Source organism: Saccharothrix algeriensis (genome assembly GCF_016907655.1).
Taxonomy (GTDB): Bacteria; Actinomycetota; Actinomycetes; order Mycobacteriales; family Pseudonocardiaceae; genus Actinosynnema; species Actinosynnema algeriense.
Map to the genome: position 1 here is coordinate 2,637,653 of NZ_JAFBCL010000001.1, position 21,959 is coordinate 2,659,611.

16 protein-coding genes and 1 tRNA gene are annotated in these 21,959 nt (G+C 73.9%); 9 read left to right on the forward strand and 8 right to left on the reverse strand.

Going from position 1 to position 21,959, the window contains the following annotated elements:
- Window positions 1-3: 3 nt before the first annotated feature.
- On the reverse strand, window positions 4-945 hold the full coding sequence (locus JOE68_RS11835) for a SurA N-terminal domain-containing protein (protein ID WP_204842409.1): 942 nt from the start codon (window positions 943-945) through the stop codon (window positions 4-6).
- A gap of 13 nt (window positions 946-958) precedes the next feature.
- Window positions 959-4,537 (reverse strand): transcription-repair coupling factor, encoded by a 3,579-nt coding sequence (mfd, locus tag JOE68_RS11840; protein ID WP_204842410.1) that lies wholly within the window; start codon window positions 4,535-4,537, stop codon window positions 959-961.
- Between the two features lie 301 nt (window positions 4,538-4,838).
- Here mfd and JOE68_RS11845 point away from each other — a divergent pair, with 301 nt between their 5' ends.
- Window positions 4,839-5,927 (forward strand): PQQ-dependent sugar dehydrogenase, encoded by a 1,089-nt coding sequence (locus JOE68_RS11845; RefSeq protein ID WP_204842411.1) that lies wholly within the window; start codon window positions 4,839-4,841, stop codon window positions 5,925-5,927.
- A 9-nt stretch (window positions 5,928-5,936) separates the two neighbouring features.
- On the opposite strand, the gene JOE68_RS11850 is transcribed toward JOE68_RS11845, so the two are convergent.
- Both JOE68_RS11850 and JOE68_RS11855 read right to left on the reverse strand, forming a co-directional pair.
- Window positions 5,937-6,533, reverse strand: coding sequence for a TetR/AcrR family transcriptional regulator (locus JOE68_RS11850; RefSeq protein WP_121223234.1), 597 nt, complete (start codon window positions 6,531-6,533; stop codon window positions 5,937-5,939).
- Window positions 6,534-6,637: 104 nt separating this feature from the next.
- Window positions 6,638-7,594, reverse strand: coding sequence for an acyl-CoA desaturase (locus JOE68_RS11855; protein WP_204842412.1), 957 nt, complete (start codon window positions 7,592-7,594; stop codon window positions 6,638-6,640).
- Between the two features lie 802 nt (window positions 7,595-8,396).
- Here JOE68_RS11855 and JOE68_RS11860 point away from each other — a divergent pair.
- The 7 genes from JOE68_RS11860 to pth all read left to right on the forward strand — a co-directional run bounded on the left by JOE68_RS11860 (window position 8,397) and on the right by pth (window position 14,850).
- Window positions 8,397-8,467, forward strand: a tRNA-Gln gene (locus JOE68_RS11860).
- A 123-nt stretch (window positions 8,468-8,590) separates the two neighbouring features.
- Window positions 8,591-10,216 (forward strand): GGDEF domain-containing protein, encoded by a 1,626-nt coding sequence (locus JOE68_RS11865; RefSeq protein WP_239563605.1) that lies wholly within the window; start codon window positions 8,591-8,593, stop codon window positions 10,214-10,216.
- 72 nt (window positions 10,217-10,288) lie between these two features.
- Window positions 10,289-11,773 (forward strand): bifunctional UDP-N-acetylglucosamine diphosphorylase/glucosamine-1-phosphate N-acetyltransferase GlmU, encoded by a 1,485-nt coding sequence (gene glmU, locus JOE68_RS11870; RefSeq protein WP_204842414.1) that lies wholly within the window; start codon window positions 10,289-10,291, stop codon window positions 11,771-11,773.
- Between the two features lie 8 nt (window positions 11,774-11,781).
- Complete coding sequence (locus JOE68_RS11875) at window positions 11,782-12,753, forward strand: ribose-phosphate diphosphokinase (RefSeq protein WP_204846058.1); 972 nt, start codon at window positions 11,782-11,784, stop codon at window positions 12,751-12,753.
- Between the two features lie 357 nt (window positions 12,754-13,110).
- A complete protein-coding gene (locus JOE68_RS11880; RefSeq protein ID WP_204842415.1) occupies window positions 13,111-13,716 on the forward strand; it encodes a 50S ribosomal protein L25/general stress protein Ctc in 606 nt (201 codons plus the stop codon).
- A gap of 59 nt (window positions 13,717-13,775) precedes the next feature.
- Window positions 13,776-14,291, forward strand: a complete 516-nt coding sequence (locus tag JOE68_RS11885; RefSeq protein WP_204842416.1) for a DivIVA domain-containing protein — start codon at window positions 13,776-13,778, stop codon at window positions 14,289-14,291.
- Window positions 14,281-14,850: an aminoacyl-tRNA hydrolase gene (gene pth / locus JOE68_RS11890; protein WP_204842417.1), complete on the forward strand. Its 570-nt coding sequence runs from the start codon at window positions 14,281-14,283 to the stop codon at window positions 14,848-14,850. Before JOE68_RS11885 ends, pth begins: the two co-directional genes overlap by 11 nt.
- 56 nt (window positions 14,851-14,906) lie before the next feature.
- Here pth and JOE68_RS11895 read toward each other — a convergent pair whose 3' ends face one another.
- The gene (locus JOE68_RS11895; RefSeq protein WP_204842418.1) at window positions 14,907-15,764 is read right to left on the reverse strand and encodes a hypothetical protein; all 858 of its coding nucleotides are present in this window, start codon (window positions 15,762-15,764) and stop codon (window positions 14,907-14,909) included.
- A gap of 1 nt (window position 15,765) precedes the next feature.
- A complete protein-coding gene (locus tag JOE68_RS11900) occupies window positions 15,766-17,406 on the reverse strand; it encodes a fatty acyl-AMP ligase (protein WP_204842419.1) in 1,641 nt (546 codons plus the stop codon).
- 156 nt (window positions 17,407-17,562) lie between these two features.
- On the opposite strand from JOE68_RS11900, the gene JOE68_RS31790 reads away from it, so the two are divergent.
- On the forward strand, window positions 17,563-18,795 hold the full coding sequence (locus JOE68_RS31790) for a DivIVA domain-containing protein (protein WP_275584720.1): 1,233 nt from the start codon (window positions 17,563-17,565) through the stop codon (window positions 18,793-18,795).
- A 282-nt stretch (window positions 18,796-19,077) separates the two neighbouring features.
- Here JOE68_RS31790 and JOE68_RS11925 read toward each other — a convergent pair whose 3' ends face one another.
- Window positions 19,078-20,847, reverse strand: coding sequence for an ABC-F family ATP-binding cassette domain-containing protein (locus tag JOE68_RS11925; RefSeq protein WP_204842420.1), 1,770 nt, complete (start codon window positions 20,845-20,847; stop codon window positions 19,078-19,080).
- A gap of 20 nt (window positions 20,848-20,867) precedes the next feature.
- On the reverse strand, window positions 20,868-21,833 hold the full coding sequence (locus JOE68_RS11930) for a 4-(cytidine 5'-diphospho)-2-C-methyl-D-erythritol kinase (RefSeq protein ID WP_204842421.1): 966 nt from the start codon (window positions 21,831-21,833) through the stop codon (window positions 20,868-20,870).
- Window positions 21,834-21,959: the final 126 nt, after the last annotated feature.

Below are 21,959 nucleotides of genomic sequence, written 5' to 3' on the forward strand. Positions count from 1 at the left end.
CCGTCACTGCCGGGTCTGCCGGGCGGTCGCCTGGAAGCCGGTCAGCTCGTCGTCGCTGGGCGCGAGGGCGATCGCGGTCCGGTCCCACACGCCGTAGCGCGGGTTCACCCGGATCTCCGGGTCGCCCGCCAGCCGCTGCACCAGCCGCAGCCCGATCTGCTCCAGCAGCTGCGGCGTGAGCTGCTCGGTGGACGACGCCTCGCCGCTGCGGCGGGCGTCGTCGTCGCGCTCGGTCACGTACGCCACGAGCCACTGCGCGCTGCCCGGGTCCGGCGCGAAGGCGACCACGGTGCCCGGCTGCACGCCGAACAGCGGCGAGCCCGCCGCCTGCGGCGACTCCGCGGAGCTGACCTTCTGCCCCATCTTGGCCAGCTGCTGCCCCTCCGGGCCCTGCGGCCCGGAGCGCACGAAGCCGGCCATCTTCGACGGGTCCTTGGCGACCTGCTCGGCCTTCTCGACGGCGTCCTTGTTGTCCTTGGTGAAGAAGTAGTCGAAGGTGACTTCCATCCGGTCCACGTACTTGCGCGCCAGCTCGACCAGCAGCAGCTGGTCCCTGGCCCGCTCGCGGAACGTGGCCGCGTCGTAGACCGTGTTCTGCGAGGCCGCCTCGGCGCCGCCCGCGTTCTCCACGGACTCGGTCACCGCCTCCTCGGACACGGTGACGCCCTCGCGCTGCGCGGCCCGCTCGATCAGCTCGTGCTGCACGCCCAGGGTCACCAGCTGGCGGGACACCTGGTCGAGCTTGCGCTGCTCCTGGAGCTTCTGGGCCTCGGGCTCCTTCTTGAGCACCGCGTCCAGCCGCTGCTGGACGCGCTCCAGCGGGATCGCGGTGTCGCCGATGATGGCGGCCGAGCCCACCTGGCTGGGGCCGGCGCCACCGCAGCCCGCCACCAGCAGTGCGACCGCCGCGCCGACCAGGGTGAAGCGCCTCTGCACAGTCCTCACGGCCGTTACCCTCTCACGAACCCGTGACCGGGCTCACGGGAGTACCCGCCAATGATCCCAGGAAGTGCGCGCACCAATCCAGCAGCTCCTGGTCGCGCAGCAGCGGTGCGCCCATCCGGCCGCCGGCCGCTCCCTCCGTCGGCCTAGGCACCGACACCGTGCGGGTGGCCGGCTTGTGGACGGCCTTCGGGTGCAGCCGGCGCAGCCGCACCAGCTGGGAGTCCTTCAGCTCCAGCGGGGAGAACCGGATGGTCGCGCCCTGCACCACCACCTCGGTCACGCCGTGCGCCCGGCAGGTCTGCCGGAACCGGGCCACCGCGAGCAGCCGCTCGACCGGCAGCGGCGGCGCGCCGTAGCGGTCCTTCAGCTCGTCCCGCACCGCCTGCAGCGCCGCCTCGTCGCCCGCCGCCGCGATCTTCCGGTAAGCCTCCAGCCGCAGCCGCTCGCCGGGCACGTAGTCGTGCGGGATGTGCGCGTCCACCGGCAGGTCGACGCGGACCTCGGCCAGCTCCTCGTCGCCCTCGACCTCCGCGCCCGCGTGCCGCCGGAACGCCTCCACGGCCTCGCCGACCAGCCGGACGTAGAGGTCGAAGCCGACGCCCGCGATGTGGCCGGACTGCTCGGCGCCCAGGATGTTGCCCGCGCCCCGGATCTCCAGGTCCTTCATCGCGACCGCCATGCCCGCGCCCAGCTCGGTGTTCTGCGCGATGGTGGCGAGCCGGTCGTGCGCGGTCTCGGTCAGCGGGGCCTCCGGCGGGTACAGGAAGTAGGCGTAGCCGCGGTCCCGGCCGCGCCCGACCCGGCCGCGCAGCTGGTGCAGCTGCGCCAGGCCGAGCAGGTCGCCGCGCTCCACGATGAGCGTGTTCGCGTTGGAGATGTCCAGGCCGGTCTCCACGATCGTCGTGCACACCAGCACGTCGAACTCGCGCTCCCAGAAGCCCTGGATGACCTTCTCCAGCTTGTCCTCGTTCATCTGGCCGTGCGCGGTGACCACGCGGGCCTCGGGCACCAGCTCGCGGATGCGGCGGGCGGCCTTCTCGATCGTGGAGACCCGGTTGTGCACGTAGAACACCTGGCCGTCGCGCAGCAGCTCGCGGCGGACGGCCGCGGCGACCTGCTTGTCGTCGTACGCGCCGACGTAGGTCAGGATCGGGTGCCGCTCCTCGGGCGGGGTGAGGATGGTGGACATCTCCCGGATGCCCGCCAGGGACATCTCCAGCGTGCGCGGGATGGGCGTGGCCGACATCGTCAGCACGTCCACGTGCGTGCGCAGCGCCTTGATGTGCTCCTTGTGCTCGACGCCGAACCGCTGCTCCTCGTCGACGATCACCAGCCCCAGGTCCTTGTAGCGCAGGCCCTTCTGCAGCAGCCGGTGCGTGCCGATGACGACGTCCACGTCGCCGTCCGCGAGCCCGGCGACGACCTGCTCGGCCTCCTGCGGGTCGGTGAAGCGGGACAGGCCCCTGACCTTGACCGGGAACGCGCGCATCCGCTCGGTGAACGTGTTGAGGTGCTGCTGCGCCAGCAGCGTGGTCGGCACCAGCACCACGACCTGCTTGCCGTCCTGCACCGCCTTGAACGCCGCGCGCACCGCGATCTCGGTCTTGCCGTAGCCCACGTCGCCGCAGATCACCCGGTCCATCGGGACCGTGCGCTCCATGTCGGCCTTCACCTCGTCGATCGCCGCCATCTGGTCGACGGTCTCGGTGAACGGGAAGGCGTCCTCCAGCTCCCGCTGCCACGGGGTGTCCGGGGCGAACGCGTGGCCGGGCGCGGCCTGGCGGGCGGCGTAGAGCTGCACCAGCTCGGCCGCGATCTGCTTGACCGCCTTGCGCGCCTTGGCCTTGGTGGACTTCCAGTCGCTGCCGCCCAGCTTGTTCAGGGTGGGCAGCTCGCCGCCGACGTAGCGGGACACCTCGTCGAGCTGGTCGGTGGGCACGAACAGCCGGTCGCCGGGCTGGCCGCGCTTGGACGAGGCGTACTCCAGCACCAGGTACTCGCGGGTGGTGGTCGAGCCGGTGGTGTCCCTGGTGGTGCGCTGCACCATCTCGACGTACTTGCCGATGCCGTGCTGCTCGTGGACCACGAAGTCGCCCGCCTTGAGCGCGAGCGGGTCCACCGCGTTGCGCCGGCGCGAGGGCATCCGCCGCATGTCCTTGGTGGACGTGCCGCCGCGCCCGCCGGTCAGGTCGGTCTCGGTCAGCACCACCAGGGCCGGCTCCGGCAGCGCGAAGCCGTCCTCCAGCGCGCCGCGGACCACCGTGACCGAACCGGCCGGCGGCGGCTCCTCCAGCGCCGGCCGCAGCACGGCGGGCACCTCGGCGTCGACCAGCTGCTCCACCGCGCGCTGCGCCGTGCCCGCGCCGGGCACCACCAGGACGGCCGTGCCGCCGGACGCGGTGTGCGCGCGCAGGTCGGCGAACGCCCGGTCGACGTCGCCCTGGTAAGCCTCGACGTGCTTGAACTCCAGCCGCACCACGTCGGTGCTCTCGGTGGTCAGCTGGCTCAGCGTCCACCAGGGCCTGCCCGCGGCCCGCGCGGCGTCGGCCACCTCGGCCAGGCTGCGGTAGGCCGACGCGCCCAGGTCGATCGGGGCCCGGCCGCCGCCGGCCGCCGCCATCCACGAGGCTTCCAGGAACTCCTGGCCGGTGCGGACGAGGTCGTGGGCCCGGGCGCGGATCTTCTCCGGGTCGTTGAGCAGCACGTGCGTGCCGTCGGGCACCACGTCGGTGAGCAGCTGCAGCTCGCCCTCGCACAGCGCCGGGATCAGCGCCTCCATGCCCTCGGCGGGGATGCCGTTGGCGAGCTTCTCCAGCATCTCGACCAGCTGCGCGTCCGACTCGTGGGCGCGGGCCAGCTCGACGGCCCGCTCCCGGACCCGCTCGGTGAGCAGCAGCTCCCGGCACGGCGGCGCGGTGAACCGCCGCACCTCCTGCGGCAGCGAGCGCTGGTCGGCCACCGAGAACGGCCGGATCTCGCTGACCTCGTCGCCCCAGAACTCGACCCGCAGCGGGTGCTCGGCGGTCGGCGGGAAGACGTCGAGGATGCCGCCGCGGACGGCGAACTCGCCGCGCTTCTCCACCATGTCGACGCGGCTGTAGGCCAGCTCGGCCAGGTCGGTGAGCAGCCGCTCGAAGTCGTGCTCGCCGCCGACCTCCAGGTCGACCAGCGCGAGGTCGCCCAGGCCGGGCGCCATCGGCTGGATAACGCTGCGGATGGTGGCGACCACGACCCGCAGCGGGCGGTCGCCGGGGTGGCGCAGCCGGCGGAGCACCTCCAGCCGCGCGCCCACGGTGTCGGCCCGCGGCGACAGGCGCTCGTGCGGCAGCGTCTCCCAGCTCGGGAAGATCGCGACCGCGTCGTGGCCGATCAGGTCGCACAGCACGCGGGTCAGCTCGTCGGCCTCCCGCCCGGTGGCGGTGACGGCGAGGACCGGCGCCCGGCGCGCCAGGGCGGCGACCACCATCGGCCGGGCGGCGGGCGCGCCCTCCAGCTCCAGCGACGGCGCGCCGAGGGAGTCGACCACGGCGCCGAGGGCCTTGTCGGACAGGACAGCGGTCAGCAGGCCGGAAAGAGGGCCGGGCTGGGGCATTGGCGTGGCTCCCGGGGGGAAACGAGGACAGACCCCTGCCCGGGACCTGTGCCCTCCGGTAGGGGTGCTCGCCACCAGCCTACGTGCCGGCCGCACCGCCGCGCGCGCCGATTTCGGTCGCTTGACCGGGTGGGGCGCCGCCCCGGCGATCCGCGCGGCGCCGCCGCCGGGGGTGCGCCCCGGTAGGCGGCGCGGCGACCCGCACGCCGTCGAAGCGGGTCGGCGCGGCGCCGGCGGGCACGTCCGGGCGGGTGTGCGCGCCGTAGCGCGAGCACACACCCGCGTTGGCATCCTGGGCGTCATGCGCCGGGTCGTCGCGTTCGCTGCCGTGCTGCTGCTGGTCGGGTGTTCGGACGCGTCCGGGGGCAGCGCCCCCGGCACGCCGGCGCCCGGCGGGATCGAGGTGGAGGTCGTCGCGAGCGGGTTCACCCACCCGTGGGAGATCGGCTTCCTGCCCGACGGCCGGATGCTGGTCACCGAGCGGCCGGGCCGGCTCGCCCTGGTCGACCGGGGCACGCGCACGCAGGTCGAGGCCGACCTCGGCGACGTGGTGGCGCGCGGCGAGGGCGGCCTGATGGGGCTGGTGGTGCACCCGGACTTCGCGACGACGAACCGCTTCACCACGTGCGCCGCCACCGCGAGCGACATCCGGCTGGTGACCTGGGAGCTGACCGGCAACCGCGCCACGCGGGTGGTGGACCCGCTGCGGGGCGGGCTGCCGGTCAACCCCAGCGGGCGGCACTCGGGCTGCCGGCTCGCCCTGGACCACGACGGCAGGCTGCTGGTCGGCACCGGCGACACCGCCCGCGCGCCGGTCGCCCAGGACCTCGGCAGCCTCGGCGGCAAGGTGCTCGGCCTGGACCTGGCGACCGGCGAGGGCGGGCCGATCACCCGCGGCCACCGCAACGTGCAGGGCATCGCCGTCCGCGAGGACGGGCTGGTGCTCACCGCCGAGCACGGGCCGGACGTGGACGACGAGCTGAACGTCCTGCAACCCGGTGCGAACTACGGCTGGGACCCGTCGCGGGGCGGCTCGGTCGAGGGCTACGACGAGGGCGTCCCGATGACCGACCTGGAGCGCTTCCCCGACGCCGTGCCCGCCGCGTGGTCGTCCGGCAGCCCGACGGAGGCGATCTGCGACGCCGTCTTCCTCGCCGGCGAGCGGTGGGGCGACCTGGCCGGCGCCCTGGCCGTCACCGCGCTCAAGGGCTCCAAGCTGCTGCTGTTCACCGTCACCGCGGAGGGCGGGGTGCACTCGGTCTCGATCCCCGAGCAGCTCGACGGCGCCCACGGCCGGCTGCGCGGCGCGGCCCTGGGCCCGGACCAGGCCCTCTACCTGACCACGTCCAACGGGTCGGACGACAAGGTCCTGAGGGTGACGCGGGGCTGACCACCGCCTTCAGCGCCGGGTGCGCAGACGGGGCTTGTGGTCCATGTGCGACAGGCCCTTCCAGGCCAGGTTGACCAGGTGCGCGGCCACCTCGTCCTTCTTCGGCTTGCGCACCTCCAGCCACCACTGGCCGGTCAGCGCGACCATCCCGACCAGGGCCTGGCTGTAGAGGGCCGCGAGCTTGCGGTCGTAGCCCTGCCGGGAGAAGTGCAGCCCGAGGATCGACTCGACCTGCGAGGCTATGTCGTTGAGCAGCGAGGAGAACGTCCCGGTCGAGGAGGCCACCGGCGAGTCGCGCACCAGGATGCGGAAGCCGTCGGTCGAGCCCTCGATGTAGTCCAGCAGCGCGCACGCGGCCTGTTCGAGCAGCTCCCGGGGGTGGCCCCCGGACAGGGCGTTGACGATGTGGTCCATCAGGTACTGCATCTCGCGGTCCACCACGACCGCGTAGATGCCTTCCTTGCCGCCGAAGTGCTCGTACACCACGGGCTTGGAGACGCCCGCCCGGTGGGCGATCTCCTCGATCGAGGTGACCTCGAAGCCCTTCTCGGCGAACAACGCCCGAGCGACGTCGAGCAACTGCTCGCGCCGCTCCTTCCCGGTCATCCGCACGCGCGGGACCGGGGTGTCGCCTTCGCGCCGTCTGCCCGCCACCCCGGTCACCCTAAACACCCGCCCCCCGCCGCGTGGGCGAGGGGCGGGTGGAGTCGTCACTTCTTGACGCTGATCCGGGCCAGCCGCTGCTGGTTGGGCCAGCGCACGTCGCGCGCCCAGCCGAACTTCTCGAACAGCCAGATGAGCCGGGCGGAGGTGTCGATCTGGCCGCGCTTGACGCCGTGCCGCGCGCAGGTCGGGTCGGCGTGGTGCAGGTTGTGCCACGACTCGCCGAAGGACAGGATCGCCAGCGCCCACACGTTGGCGGAGCGGTCGCGGGCGGCGAACGGGCGGTCGCCGACCATGTGGCAGATCGAGTTGACCGACCACGTCACGTGGTGCAGGAACGCGACGCGCACCAGGCCCGCCCAGAAGAACGCCGACAGCGCGCCGGCCCACGACATGGTGATCAGGCCGCCCAGCACGCCGGGGGCGAGCAGGCTGATCGTGGTCCACAGCCAGAATAGCTTGTCGATCTTCACCAGGTCCTGGTCGGCCAGCAGGTCCGGCGCGAAGCGCTGCGCGTTGGTCTTGTCCCGCTCGAACAGCCAGCCCATGTGGGCGTGCCAGAAGCCCTTGGCCAGCGCGACCGGGCCGGAGCCGAACAGCCACGGCGAGTGCGGGTCGCCCTCGCGGTCGGAGAAGGCGTGGTGGCGGCGGTGGTCGGCCACCCAGACGATGACCGGGCCCTGCAGCGCCATGCTGCCCGCGATGGCCAGGGCGATCTTGAGCGGCCGGTTGGCCTTGAACGAGCCGTGCGTGAAGAACCGGTGGTAGCCGATGGTGACGCCCAGACCGGCCAGGTAGTAGAAGGCGACGAACAGCGCCACGTCCACCCAGCCAAGCCCCCAGCCCCAGGCGAACGGCACCGCCGCGAGCAGAGCCAGGAACGGCACGATGACGAACACGTAGACGCTCAACTGCTCCACGTGGCCGCGACGGCCGTCGATCATCGGCTTGGGCCCCTTGTCGGGGCTCGGCGGCGTGGACCTGCTCTCAAGGGTGCTGGTCATGCGGGTACCTCTTGCTCGTCGGGGGTGTTACCTACGGAACCGTAACTTACGGAAGCGTAAGTTAGGCCAGGCTGGTCCCGCCACACCGGTGGCGAAACTCTCGGCGTGTTCTCAGGTTCTCGGGCGTGTCGTGCGCGCGCCGCGCGACTCGCGCCGGGGAGGTCCCCGGGCGCCCGCCGCGCGGACCCGACCCGGGCCTCCGCACCGCCGCCCGCCGGGCCGTCGACGCCGGTGGCGCCGGTCGGCGGCCGTCGCCGCGGCGGGTCGGGGCGGTCCTTCCCCGGCCGCGGTGCGGGCTTCGCTCGAAGTGGTGAATTCACGGTCGGGTCGACGGGGTTCCGGGCCGCTGTGCCCATCGGCACACGCGCGCCGGGACCGCCCGGTGGCGGCCGGGCGGCGCGCACCCGCGCCACGGGGGCCGGCCCGGCCGCGAAGCGGTGGGTGCCGTGCACCACACCGGGTTACCCGCTCCGGCCGCCGGCAACCGGGCCGGCGGGGAGTGCCCCGCACCGGCGGATTCCGCACCCCCGCGGTGACGCGCAGTGGCGGACTGCCGAAGCGCCCGACGCCGCCCGACGGCCCGCCCGGCGCTGGTCGGCGGTCGCCCGGCCGCCCGCCGCCGGCCGGGCCACGCCCGGAACGACCAGTCCAAGCGCCCGGACGGAAGCGGCGTGACCTGCCGGAACACGCAGGGTCATGATCAGGTGACCGACGGATTTCGGCCAGTTGAGTGGTGGTGCTGACCTCCGGGGACCAGTCGTGACAACATGTGTTCGCGCGGCAGAGGGCAACCTCCGCCCGTTCCGCCATGGTGTAAAGGCAGCACCTCGGATTTTGGTTCCGATGGTCCAGGTTCGAATCCTGGTGGCGGAGCGAGAACGGCCGAGCCCGCACCCGGTCCCGGCCACCCTGCGTCCGCGTCTGCATGGGGGGTGTGAGCCGCTGCGCGAGGAAGCGGTCGACGAGCAGGACACCGTGGCGCCGGGGCTCCACGAGATGTCCGACGCCTGGCTGGTCGGCCGCGCGAGCGAACTCGTGGCCGTTGCCCAGAGCAGCCACCTCGCCGACCAGCTCGAAGCCTGCCGCGAGGTGGACGAGCTGCTCGGCGAGGCGCAGGCGCGGGGCGAGCCCCGGATCGTCGGCCAGCTCCTGCGCGCGGCGGCCGTGGTGCGGCTGGTCACCCCCCCGCTGGTGAACCGCTCGGACACCATGCTGGACGAGCTGCTGACGCACACCCGGCGGCACGGCCTGGTCGTGCTGGAGGCCGAGGCGCACGCGCTGCGCGGCCGGCGCTACCTGCTCGGCGGGTTCGAGGACAAGGCGCTGACCGAGGTCGCCAGCGGCCTGGCCATGCTGGAGGAGGACCTCACCCCGGACCCGCTGCTGGACAAGCGCACCTGGGACCGGCTGCTGGCCAACGCCCTGCAGACCACCGGGCTGGTGCTCACCCAGCTGGGCGTCTACGAGATGGCCGACGCGGTGCTGGCCAGGGCGCACAACGCGATCCGGGACAGCGCGGGGCCGCACCTGATCTACATCCACCTGTCCAACCGGGCCCGCATGCTGATCGGCTGGGGCCTGCGGCTGGAGCGGGTGGGCAACGTCGAGGAGGCGGCGGTCAAGTTCTCGACCGCCGCCGCCATCTCCGAGGCCGTCGAGGGGCCCTTCCGGGAGTCGCTGCACCCCGGCCGCCGGGACCGGTCGGCCGCCGAGCAGGTGCCGATCATCGGCGCGGCGCACGCGCTGGCCAAGCCCGGCCCGCAGCACATCGCCCCGCTGTGGCGGCTGCGCGAGCTGGCCATGTACGCCCGCGAGCTGATCATCGTGTCCATCGCGCTGTCCCGGTGCCTGGAGCAGGAGGAGCTGCCGCAGCAGGCGCTGCAGGTGCTCGCCGACGCCCGCACCCGGCTGGAGCGGGACACCTCCGAGCCGACGCTGATGCTGTGCCTGGTGCGCGAGTACGCGAAGCTGTCCGGCCCGCACGGCGAGCACACCATCTCCGCGCTCCAGACCTACGCCGACGCGCTGGAGGTCGAGCTGTGGCAGATGCAGGAGGCCCGCACCGCCACCCTGGTCACCCGGCGCGACCACGAGCGGCTGGCGCGGGCGCACGGCGCCATCGCCCAGCAGGCGCTGCAGGACCCGCTGACCGGGCTGCCCAACCGGCGCGCGCTCGACGACCGGCTCGGCGCCCTGATCAGCGCGCAGACCCACCCCACGGCGATCGCGCTGGTCGACCTGGACGGGTTCAAGGTCGTCAACGACAAGCACTCGCACGCGGAGGGTGACGACGTCCTGCGCGTGATTGCGGGCACACTCCGGCAGGCCCTGCGCACCGACGACCTGGTGGCCCGGTACGGGGGCGACGAGTTCGTGGTCCTGCTGCCCGGTGCGCCGCTGTCCTCCGCCGAGGCCGCCCTCGCGCGGGCCGTGGATGCGGTGGCGGACTTGCCATCCGACCTGTCCAGGGGCGTCACGCTGTCGGTCGGGGTGATCTCGGTGCGGCCCCGCGAGACGGCCAACCAGGCGCTCGCCCGAGCCGACTCGGCGATGTACTTGGCGAAACGCAGGGGTGGCTGCCAGGTTGCCGCCGTGGAAGGCGAGACCTCCTCGGAGGCTTAGTATCAACACCTGGCGGGAGCCAGGCTTTCCCGCTGGCAGGCACGCACTTTCAGTCAGCTAGGGAGAGCGCTGATGCTCGAGGGTGTCCCCACCCCAATCAGCACGATCGTCCTCGCGGCGGGCGAAGGCACCCGCATGCGCTCAGCCACCCCCAAGGTGCTGCACCGGATCGGCGGTCGCTCCCTCGTGGAGCACGCGGTCCGGGCCGCCGCGGGGACCGAACCGGACCACCTGGCCGTCGTCGTCGGGCACGGCCGCGCCGCGGTGGCGCAGCACCTGGACGGCCTGTCCGCCGCGCTGGACCGCAAGGTCGTCGTCGCGGTGCAGGAGGAGCAGAAGGGCACCGGGCACGCGGTGGGCTGCGGCCTCGCCGAGCTGCCCGCGGACCTGGGCGGCACCGTCGTGGTGACCTACGGCGACACGCCGCTGCTGGACTCGGCGACGTTGACCGAGCTGCTGCACGCCCACGGCGCCGCGGGCAACGCCGTGACCGTGCTGACCGCCCTGCTGGACGACCCGACCGGGTACGGGCGGATCGTGCGCTCGGCGTCCGGGCAGGTCGAGGCGATCGTCGAGCAGAAGGACGCCACGGCCGACCAGCGGGCCATCCGGGAGATCAACTCGGGCGTGTACGCGTTCGACGCGGCGGTGCTGCGCGACGCGCTGGCGCGGATCTCGACCGACAACGCGCAGGGCGAGCTGTACCTGACCGACGTGCTGGCCGTCGCGCGGTCGGACGGCCGGGGCGTGGGCGCGGTCGTGACGGCCGACCCGTGGCTGGTGGAGGGCGTCAACGACCGGGTGCAGCTGGCCCGGCTCGGCGCGGAGCTGAACCGCCGGACCGTCGAGCGGTGGATGCACGAGGGCGTGACCGTGGTCGACCCGGCGACCACCTGGCTGGACGTGGACGTGCGGCTGGCGCGGGACGTGCTGGTCGAGCCGGGCGTGCAGCTGCGCGGGGGCACGGTCGTCGGCGAGGGCGCGGTCGTCGGGCCGGACACGACGCTCAGCGCGTGCTCGGTCGGCGCGGGCGCGAGCGTCGTGCGCACCCACGGCACCGGCGCGGAGATCGGGCCCGGCGCGTCCGTCGGCCCGTTCGCCTACCTGCGGCCCGGCGCCCGGCTGGGCAACGGCGGCAAGATCGGCACGTTCGTCGAGGTGAAGAACTCCGACATCGGCGCCGGCAGCAAGGTGCCGCACCTGAGCTACATCGGCGACGCCACCATCGGCGAGAACTCCAACATCGGCGCGGCCAGCGTCACCGTGAACTACGACGGGGTGAACAAGCACCGCACCGTCATCGGTTCGCACGCCAAGACCGGCTCCGACAACATGTTCGTCGCACCCGTGACGGTCGGTGACGGCGCTTACACCGGCGCGGGCACCGTCGTGCGCCGCGACGTCCCACCGGGCGCGCTGGCCGTGTCCGGCGGTCCGCAGCGCAACCTGGAGGGCTGGGTCGTCCAGCGCAGGCCGGGCACACCGGCCGCCGACGCGGCGCAGCGGGCGCTGGCGGCGCAGAATGCCGAAACGACAGAGGAAGGGCGCCGACCGTGAACCTCACCATGCCCGGAACGCCGAAGAAGAACCTGATGCTGTTCGGTGGGCGCGCCTACCCGGAGCTGACCGAGCAGGTGGCCAAGCACCTGAACGTGTCGGTCACCCCGCAGTCGGCCTACGACTTCGCCAACGGCGAGATCTTCGTCCGGTTCGAGGAGTCGGTGCGCGGCTGCGACGCGTTCGTCATCCAGTCGCACTGCGCGCCCATCAACCAGTGGCTGATGGAGCAGCTGATCATGGTCGACGCGCTGAAGCGGGCCTCCGCCAAGCGCATCACGGTGATCATGCCGTTCTACCCCTACGCCCGGCAGGACAAGAAGCACCGCGGTCGCGAGCCGATCTCGGCCCGCCTGGTGGCCGACCTGTTCAAGACCGCGGGCGCGGACCGGCTGGTGGCCGTCGACCTGCACACGGCGCAGATCCAGGGCTTCTTCGACGGCCCGGTGGACCACCTGTGGGCGATGCCGCTGCTGGCCGACCACATCCGCAACAAGTACGCGGGCCAGGAGCTGACGGTGGTCTCCCCCGACGCCGGCCGCACCAAGCTGGCGGAGAAGTGGGCCGACACCCTGGGCGGCACGCCGATCGCGTTCATCCACAAGACGCGCGACCCGCTGCGGCCGAACGAGGTCGTGGCGAACCGGGTGGTCGGCCAGGTCCGGGACCGGCTGTGCGTGGTGATCGACGACATGATCGACACCGGCGGCACGATCACCAAGGCCGTGGACCAGCTGCTGGCCGAGGGCGCGTCGGACGTGGTCATCGCGGCCACCCACCCGGTGCTGTCCGGCCCGGCGGTGGACCGGCTGCGCGACTGCGGGGCCCGCGAGGTCGTCTTCACCGACACCCTGCCGATCCCGGCGGACAAGCGGTTCGACGCCATGACCGTGCTGCCGATCGCGCCCCTGCTGGCCCGCGTGATCCAGGAGGTGTTCGAGGACGGCTCGGTCACGAGCCTGTTCGACGGCAACGCCTGACCCCCGCGGGTCGACCGGCGGGACCGCCGCGGCCGGCGCGTCGTCACCCGACGGCGCGCCGGCCGCGCCCGTTCCGGGCGACCGACCGCGCCGGGCACCTCGCGGCCGGGACCTCGCGAGCGGGGCCGCCGGTGATCGGCCGGGCGCCCGTCGCCCACCCCCGATTAGGCCCCCACCCGCGGACCGGCCTACACTGTTCAGGTTGCCTCGGCGAGGGCGAGCATCACGCTCGGCGTGATCGACGCGGCGGTTGTGATGCCGCGCGTGTCCACCCTCCGCGCCGCCCGCCGCCGCAGGCCAGCACCCCGCTCAGCCCCGCCCGACGTATCAAGGCCAGACCGTTAGGAGAGCCCCACCGTGTCCGAGGTCCGTCTCGCCGCAGAGGAGCGCACCGAGTTCGGCAAGGGCGCAGCCCGCCGCACCCGTCGTGCCGGCAAGATCCCCGCGGTGCTCTACGGCCACGGTTCCGACCCGAAGCACCTGGCCCTGCCGGCGCTCGAGTTCGCCCGTGTCGTCCGCGAGCACGGTCACAACGCAGTTCTGACGCTGGACATCGACTCCACCAGCGAACTCGCGCTGACCAAGACCGTCACCACCCACCCCATCAAGAACTACATCGAGCACGTCGACCTGCTGCTGGTGCAGCGGGGCGAGAAGGTCACCGTCGACGTGCCCGTGCTCGTCGTCGGCGAGCCCGCGCCCGGCGTCCTGGTCACCCAGGACCTGACCACCATCCAGGTCGAGGCCGAGGCGCTGCACATCCCCGAGCAGGTCGAGGTGTCGATCTCCGGTGTCGAGGCCGGCACCCAGATCCACGCCTCGGACCTCGCGCTGCCGACGGGCGCCTCCCTGGTGACCGACGCCGACGCCCTGGTCGTGGCCGTCAACGCCGCTCCCACCGCCGCCGAGATGGACGGCGGCGAGGGCGAGGGCGCCGGCGCCGAGGCCGCCGAAGAGAGCTGAGCCCTATCACGTCGGGCTGGTCGAACGGCACGCCTCCCCCGCCTCCGGGCTGGGGTGGCGTGCCTTCGTCGTCCCTGAGCCCGGCGGAGGTCCGCCGGGCGGCGCTGCCCCGCAGGCGCAGCGGCAAGGGCTACGACCCGGCGCAGGTCGACGCGTTCCTGCTCAGGATCGCGGACGCGCTGGCCGGGCGCACCCGGATGCACCCCGACGAGGTGCGCAACGCGGTGTTCCACGAGGTGCCCGGCGGGTACGACCAGCGCGCCGTGGACGACCTCCTCACCCGCCTGGAGTGGCAGCTGCGGGCCGGGTCGGTGCCGCCGACGTCGCTGCGGTCCGGCGCGGACCTGCTGGCGGTGAAGCTGCCGCGGTCCTCGAACGGCTACGATCCCCGCGAGGTCGACGCCTTCCTCGCGCGGGCCGCCACGTCGCTGGACGGGCGCGGGCGGATGACGTCGAGCGAGGTCCGCCACACGCGGTTCAGCACCACGTCGGGTCTGCGGCGCGGTTACCGGACCCGTGCGGTGGACGCCCTGTTGGACGAGCTTGAGCAGGAGTTCCGGTCCCGTGGCCGATGACGTGAGCCTGGTCGTGGGACTGGGCAACCCCGGACCCAGGTACGAGGGCAACCGCCACAACGTCGGGTTCCTGGTCCTGGACGTGCTGGCCGAGCGGGTCGGCGGCCGGTTCAAGGCCCACCGGGGCGGCGCCGAGGTGCTGGAGGGCCGGCTCGGCTCCCGGCGCGTCGTGCTGGCCAAGCCGCGCGGCTACATGAACACCTCGGGCGGGCCGGTGGCCGGCACCGCCAACTTCTACAAGGTCCCGCCGGCGAACATCGTCGTCGTGCACGACGAGCTGGACCTGCCGTTCGCGACGGTGCGGATGAAGCTGGGCGGCGGCGAGAACGGCCACAACGGGCTGCGGTCGATCACCAAGTCGCTGGGCACGAAGGACTACCACCGCGTGCGCTTCGGCGTGGACCGCCCGCCGGGCCGGATGGACCCGGCGGACTACGTGCTGCGGGACTTCTCGCCGGTGGAGCGCAAGGAACTGGCTTTCGAGCTGGACCGGGCGGCGGACGCGGTGGAGGCGTTGCTGGAGCTGGGCCTGGAAGCCGCCCAGAACAAATTCCACTGAGCACAAGTTCCACTGAGAACAAATTCCACTGAGCACGCGTTCCGCAGGCCCTCCGATCACGACGCCAGCAGGTCGAACTGGAAGCCGACCACGAACAGGGCGAAGGCGGCCAGGCGGATCCGGTAGTCGGCGCGGCGACCGCCGAACGCGGAGGCGAGCGCGGTCGCCAGGATCGTGACCAGCAGGCCGTAGGCGATGCGCGCCACGACCACGACCAGCAGCACGCCCTGTTCCAGCCAGGAGGCCGCCGTCGGCCTCCTGACGACCTGCACCACCAGCAGCAGGCCGGCGAACAGGCCGAGCCCCTCCGCCGCGTCCGCCCACCCGGCCCGCCCGCCGTCCCCGGTCAGGACGGCCCACAGCAGCGCGCCGAGCCACAGCGCGATCGCCGCCAGGGCGACCCACCCCCACCACCGCGAGGGCCGGTCCGCGCCCGGGGCCGAAGCCGCCTCCCGAGCCGCTGCCGACTCCGCGCGGGCCTCCTGCCGCCGCGCCTCCCGTTCCGGGTCCACCGGGCGGGCCGACGAGCCCCGGTGGCCGGGCAACTCCCAGTCCCCGCCCACGAGCGGGCCGAGCCTGTCGCGGCGGACGTCGTCCTCCGCCTCCCCGAGCACCGCCTCCGCCCGGTCGACGGCGACGCGGGCCGCGATCAGCCGCCGGCGCCGGCGGTACTCGGCGTTGTGGGCGCGGACCCGCTCGACGCCGTCGGCCCAGCGGTGGCCGCCCAGGGCCCGGGCCACCGCGTGGATGCGGCGCGCCCCGACGAGGTCCAGGACCACGACCAGCCCGGCCGCGAACTGCAGCAGCTTGCCCAGCCGGCCCCAGTGCAGGATCGGCCGGCCCCACAACCGGAGGCCGTCGACCCGCTGACCGTCCAGCCAGCGGGCCCAAGCCTCCAGTAATTCGACGTCCACCTCAGCGCGGCACCAGGGACGACGCGGCCGAGCGGCGCAGCTTGCCCGACGGCGTCTTGGGCAGGCTGCCCGGCCCGAGCACCACGACCGAGTAGGGGCGCAGGCCGACCGCGTCCACGACCCGCGCGCTGACCCTCCTGCCCAGCTCCCGCGCCGCCTCGTCCTCGCCGGCGAGCTTGGACTCCACGACCACCGCGAACCGCTCGCGGCGCGTCCCGGCGTCCAGCCGCACGGCGACCGCGTTGCCCGCGCGGACGCCCTCCACGGAGGCCGCGGCGCGCTCGATGTCGGTCGGGTAGATGTTGCGGCCACCCATGATGATCACGTCCTTGCGCCGCCCGCAGACGACGACCTGGCCGCCCACGACGTAGCCCTCGTCGCCGGTGTCGAGCCAGCCCTCGGCGTCCCGGGTGGCGCGCGGGCCGTCGACGGTCAGGTAGCCGGGCGTCACGGCCTCGCCGCGCACCCGCAGGTGGCCGACCTCGCGCTCGCCGCGCACCGCGCCCGAGTCGTCCACCACCTGCACCTCCAGCCCGGGCAGCGGCGGGCCGAGCAGCGGGAACGCCCGCGCGTTCGGGCTGCCCGCCGCCACCGGCACGGCCCGCCGGCCCGCTTCCAGCTCGTCCGGGTCCACGACGTCGACGCTGATCCCGGTGGACACGGGCGCGAACGCCACGCCCAGCGTCGTCTCCGCCATGCCGTACGCGCAGAGCACGCACTCCGCCGGCATCCCGAACCGCGCGCCCGCGTCGGTGAACGCCTTCACCGCGGTCGGGTCGATGGGTTCCGCGCCGTTCAGCGCGATCCGCAGCCGCGACAGGTCCCACGTGCCGTCCGCGACGCCGCCCATGCGGCGGGCGGCGATGGCGTAGGCGAAGTTCGGCGCGGCGGTGATCGTGCCCCGGTAGCGGCTGATCAGGTCCGGCCACAGGGTCGGGCGGGCGAGGAAGTCCACCGGGGTGACCTTGACCAGGTCGATGCCGAACAGCATCGGCACGGTCAGGAAGCCGACCATCCCCATGTCGTGGAACAGCGGCAGCCACGACACCATGCGGTCGGCCTCCGGGTCCAGGCGGGCGGCCACCTCCATCGCCCTGGCGTTGGACCACAGGTTGCCGTGCGTGATCCGGACGGCCTTCGGGTCGGCCGTGGAGCCGCTGGTGAGCTGGAGCAGCGCCGTGGCGGACTCGTCCACCCCGACCGGTTCCGCGAGCGGTTCACCGGTCAGGTCGGTCAGCCTGCGGTAGGCGACGCCGTGCTCGTCCAGCACGGCGGACAGCGCGTCGAACGGGCTGCCCAGCAGCACCAGGCGCGCGTCGATCATGGCCAGGACGCGCAGCGTGTCCGCGGCCCACTCGGCGAGGTCGGTGCGGGCCGTCGGCTGGTGCAGCATGGTGGTGCTGCCGCCGGAGAGCCACACGGCCTGCACGGCGGGCGCGATCTCGGCCGGGTCGCCCGCCAGCACGGCGATCGACGCGCCCGGCCCGACGCCGCCGGAGACCAGCGCGCCGGCCATCCGCGCGGCCCGCTCGTGCACCTCGGCCCAGGTCCGGTGGACCGGCGCGGCCGGTTCCCCGGTCGTCATGCCACGGCTCCCGGAGTTCGCCGCGGTCGCCACCATCGTGTCCACGAACCGGCTCATGGTCGACAGGGTAGAGCGCCTCCGGGCGCATTGAGCCGATAGGGCGAAACATCTTCACCACCGTGCGGCGATACTCCCCGGTATACGACCGAAGGAGGTATCGGGGTGGCCGGGTTCCCAACGCGTCAGCACACACCGGCACATCCGGCGCCGCTGTTGAGCGCGCAGGATCTGCGCCAGGTCGCGTTCCACCGCCCGCCGCCCGGCCTGCCCGGCTACGACGAGCAGCAGGTGGACGACTTCCTGGACCGCATCGAGGCCACCCTGCTCGGCCGCGACGACGTCGGCGAGCAGGAGGTGCGCCGGATGCGCTTCCGCCCGGCCAGGCCCGGCTACCACGCGGCCGAGGTCGACGTGTTCATGGACCTGGTGGCGGAGACCCTGCGCTCCACGCCCCAGCGCAGGCAGGCGGTGGCGCCGGCGCAGGGCGCGCACGCCACGTCCACGAAGATGCGCCCCGCGCCCCGGCTCACGCCGCAGGACGTGCGGGGCGTGCGCTTCCACAAGCCCCGCCCCGGCAACCGTGGCTACCACGAGGGCGAGGTCGACGCCTTCCTGGACCGCGTCGAGGCCACCCTGGCGGGCCGCGACCACCTGACCGCCACCGAGGTGCAGGAGGTCGAGTTCCCCTTCGCCCCGCCCGGCCGGGTCGGCTACGACGAGGACGACGTGGACACGTTCCTGGACCTCGTCGTGGTGACCCTGGAGCGCGCCCCCGCTCCCCCGCCGCGCCCGCGCCCCGTCCCGGACGACGCCACCGCCCCGGTCCGCCCGATCCGCGACGCGGTACCCGCCGAGGCCGCGCCGGCCCCCGCCGAGGCCGCGCCGCCGGCCCGCGACGACGCCGGCGCCCGCCCGCTGACGGCCCGCGACGTCCGGACCGCCGCCTTCGGCAAACCGCCCCGCGGCCGGCGCGGCTACCAGGAGTCCCAGGTGGACAGGTTCCTCGACCGCGTGGAGAACACGCTGCTGGGCCAGGACGACCTGACCGCGCAGGAGGTCCGCGAGGTCAGGTTCAGCCGCCCCGTCTTCGGCCGCCGCGGCTACGACGAGACCGAGGTGGACACCTTCCTGGCGAGGGTGGAGAAGCAGCTGCGCGACAGCCCGCCGGGCCCGGGCGCGATCCCGCCGATCACGACGTGGCAGCAGCTGCGCGCGCTCCGGATCCCCCAGGCCGGCCCGAACCAGCGCGGCTACCGGACCTCCCAGGTGGACCGCGTGCTGGAGGAGGTCGGCATCGCCCTGGACGGCATGATCGGCGCGTCGTCGGAAGAGGTCGCCAACACCAGGTTCGCCCTCGCGCTGATGAACGGCCAGGGCTACGACCGCGCCTACCTGGACGAGCTGATGCCCCTCCTGGTCACCGCCCTGCGCCGCCGAGGCCGATGACCCGAGCGCCCCCAACGCGCCGATCCCCCCGTACCGCTCCCAATGCGCTCCACGGGGTTTGAGAGCAGCGGGACCACCGCAGAGGGACCACGACGCAAGGCGAACGCTCCGCACGCAGGCCCCCGCTCAAGCCGGGAACGCTGCGCAGAACGACCACACCACCGCTCGTAGACCAATCCGCCGGTGAGATCCCCTTCTCCCCTGCAGCCAAGGGGGACCCGCCCCGACAGCCCGACCTCCCCAGCCAACGGATCAACCCGCAGCCCTCGACCGGCCGGCGGATCAGCCCTCGGCCGTCTCCGCCGCCACCAGCCACTGCCCCTCGACCTCGGCCGCCTCCGCCAGCACGGCGCGCAGCTGGGCGTCCAGCCCCATCAACCGCTCCGGATCCGTGGCCGCCTCCGCCAGGGCGGCGTGCAGCTCCGCCTCCTTCTTCTGCAGCACCTCCAACCGGCGCTCCAGCCGGGCCAGCTCCTTGCGCGCCGCGCGCTGGTCGGCCGCCGAGGTCTGCACCCGGGCCCTCGGCGCGGCCGGCGCGGCGGCGGCGTCGCGCTGGAGGTCGCGGCGGCGGAGGTACTCCTCGATGCCGCCCGGCAGGTCGGTCAGGCCGCCGTCGCCGAGCAGGGCCACCACGCGGTCGCACACGCGCTCCACCAGGTAGCGGTCGTGGGAGATGACGACCAGGGTGCCCGGCCACGAGTCGAGCAGGTCCTCCAGCTGCTGGAGGGTGTCGATGTCGAGGTCGTTGGTCGGCTCGTCGAGCAGCAGCACGTTCGGCTCGGCCATCAGCAGCCGGCACAGCTGGAGCCGCCGCCGCTCGCCGCCGGACAGGTCGCCGACCGGCGTCCACTGCTTCTGCGACGAGAAGCCGAAGCGCTCGGCGAGCTGGGAGGCCGACAGCTCCTGCTTGCCCAGCACCACCCGCCGCGCGACCTCCTCCACGGCCTCCAGCACGCGCAGCGAGCCGTCCAGGTCGTGCAGCTCCTGGCTCAGGTGCGCCAGTTTCACCGTCTGGCCCTGGACGCGCCTGCCCGCGTCCGGCTCGCGCTCCCCGGCCAGCACCTTGAGCAGCGTCGTCTTGCCCGAGCCGTTGACGCCGACGATGCCGACCCGGTCGCCGGGCCCGATGCGCCAGGTCAGGTCCCGCACCAGGGTGCGGTCGCCGACGGTCAGGGTGACGTCCTCCAGCTCCACCACCGTGCGGCCCAGGCGGCGCTTGGCGAACGCCAGCAGCTCGACGCTGTCGCGCGGCGCGGGCACGTCGGAGATCAGCGCCTCCGCCGCCTCGATGCGGTAGCGCGGCTTGGACGTCCGGGCCGGCGCGCCCCGGCGCAGCCAGGCCAGCTCCTTGCGGGCCAGGTTGCGGCGCTTCTCCTCGATCGCGTCGGCCAGCCGGGCGCGCTCGGCGCGGGCGAAGACCCAGTCCGCGTAGCCGCCCTCGTACTGCTCGACGCGGCCGTTGACGACCTCCCACGTGCGGGAGCAGACCGTGTCCAGGAACCACCGGTCGTGGGTCACCACGACCAGGGCCGTGCGGCGGGCCAGCAGGTGCTCCGCGAGCCAGCGCACGCCCTCGACGTCCAGGTGGTTGGTGGGCTCGTCCAGCACCACCAGGTCCAGTTCGCGCACCAGCGCGGCGGCCAGCGCGACGCGGCGGCGCTCGCCACCGGACATCGTGCCGACCGGCGAGTCCAGCCCGAGCGCCGTGATGCCCAGCCCGTCCAGGATCGAGCGGACCCGCGCGTCGGCGGCCCACTCGTGCTCGGCGTCGAACCCGAGCGGGTCGATCACGGCGTTGCGCACCGTCGAGCCCTCGGGCAGCTCGGTCCGCTGCGTGACCACCGCCATCCGCAGGTCGCGGTTGCGGCTGACCCGCCCCTCGTCCGGCTCGGCGACGCCCGCCAGGACCTCCAGCAGCGTCGTCTTGCCGCCGCCGTTGAGGCCGACGACGCCGATCCGGTCGCCCTCCCCCACGCCGAGGGACACCTCGGCCAGCAGCGGACGCACACCGAACGACTTGGAGACCGACTCCAAGTTGACCAAGTTGGCCATCAACACACCTTCGTCGAGGGTTAAGCGTGGACCTCGGGCGGCGTCGGGCGAGGGGCCTCCTCGGCGCCGACGACCCGCGCCCCGTGCACCGGCCCCTGCGCGACCCGGACCGTCCGGCAGACGCCCGCGCCCGCCAGCTCGGCCGCGACCCGGACCGCCGAGTCGCCGTCCGTGCAGAGGAACGCGCAGGTGGGGCCGGAGCCGGACACCATGCCCGCGAGCGCCCCCGCGTCGACGCCCGCTCGCAGGGTGCGGCGCAGGTTGGGCCGCAGCGACACGGCGGCGGCCTGCAGGTCGTTGCCGAGCAGCAGGGCCAGCTGCCGGGGGTCCCCCGACGCCAGGCCCTCCAGCACGGCCTCCGCCGGGCCCACCCGGGGCGGGTCGCCGTCGGCGCGCAGCCGGTCCAGCTCGTCGAACACCTCGGGCGTGGACAGGCCGCGCCGGTCGAAGGCCAGCACCCAGTGGAACGTGTGCCGGGCGAGCACGGGCACGATCTGGTCGCCCCGGTCGGTGCCCAGGGCCGTGCCACCGTACAGGGCGAACGGCACGTCGGCGCCGATCCGCCCGGCCAGCGCGGCCAGCTCGTCGCGCCCGACCTCCAGCCGCCACAGCGAGGCCAGCCCGACCAGCGTGGCGGCGGCGTCGGCGCTGCCGCCCGCCATGCCGCCCGCGACCGGGATGCTCTTGCGGATCACCACGCGCACCTTGGGGTCGTCGGGGTCGCGCCCGACGTGCTCGGCCAGCGCCCGCACCGCGCGCCAGGCGAGGTTGGACGGCCCGGTGGGCACGGAGTCCGCGCCCTCGCCGTGCACCTCGACGCCCGGGTCGTCGGCGACGGCGACCGTCACCTCGTCGGTGAGGGACAGCGCCTGGAAGATCGTCACCAGGTCGTGGTAGCCGTCCGCGCGCGGGTCGCCGACCGCCAGGTGCAGGTTGACCTTGGCCGGGACGCGGACGGTGACCGGGGGTGGGACTACGGCGAGCACGTCATGAAGCCTACGGGCGTCCGAGGGGTGCTCGCTCCCACCCGTCCCGGACCGGCGGCGGAAGCGGTGCGGGAACCCGGCGGACCGGAGCCGGCCGGGCGACCGCGCCGCGGCGGACCTCCCGAC

What these genes read in the sequence shown, in the direction of transcription:
- JOE68_RS11855 (WP_204842412.1), bottom strand. Translation starts at nt 7,594, where the DNA reads ATGACCAGCACCCTTGAGAGCAGGTCCACGCCGCCGAGCCCCGACAAG.
- JOE68_RS11865 (WP_239563605.1), top strand. Translation starts at nt 8,591, where the DNA reads ATGTCCGACGCCTGGCTGGTCGGCCGCGCGAGCGAACTCGTGGCCGTT.
- JOE68_RS11925 (WP_204842420.1), bottom strand. Translation starts at nt 20,847, where the DNA reads ATGGCCAACTTGGTCAACTTGGAGTCGGTCTCCAAGTCGTTCGGTGTG.
- JOE68_RS11845 (WP_204842411.1), top strand. Translation starts at nt 4,839, where the DNA reads ATGCGCCGGGTCGTCGCGTTCGCTGCCGTGCTGCTGCTGGTCGGGTGT.
- glmU (WP_204842414.1), top strand. Translation starts at nt 10,289, where the DNA reads ATGCTCGAGGGTGTCCCCACCCCAATCAGCACGATCGTCCTCGCGGCG.
- JOE68_RS11875 (WP_204846058.1), top strand. Translation starts at nt 11,782, where the DNA reads ATGCCCGGAACGCCGAAGAAGAACCTGATGCTGTTCGGTGGGCGCGCC.
- JOE68_RS11850 (WP_121223234.1), bottom strand. Translation starts at nt 6,533, where the DNA reads ATGACCGGGAAGGAGCGGCGCGAGCAGTTGCTCGACGTCGCTCGGGCG.
- mfd (WP_204842410.1), bottom strand. Translation starts at nt 4,537, where the DNA reads ATGCCCCAGCCCGGCCCTCTTTCCGGCCTGCTGACCGCTGTCCTGTCC.
- JOE68_RS11900 (WP_204842419.1), bottom strand. Translation starts at nt 17,406, where the DNA reads ATGAGCCGGTTCGTGGACACGATGGTGGCGACCGCGGCGAACTCCGGG.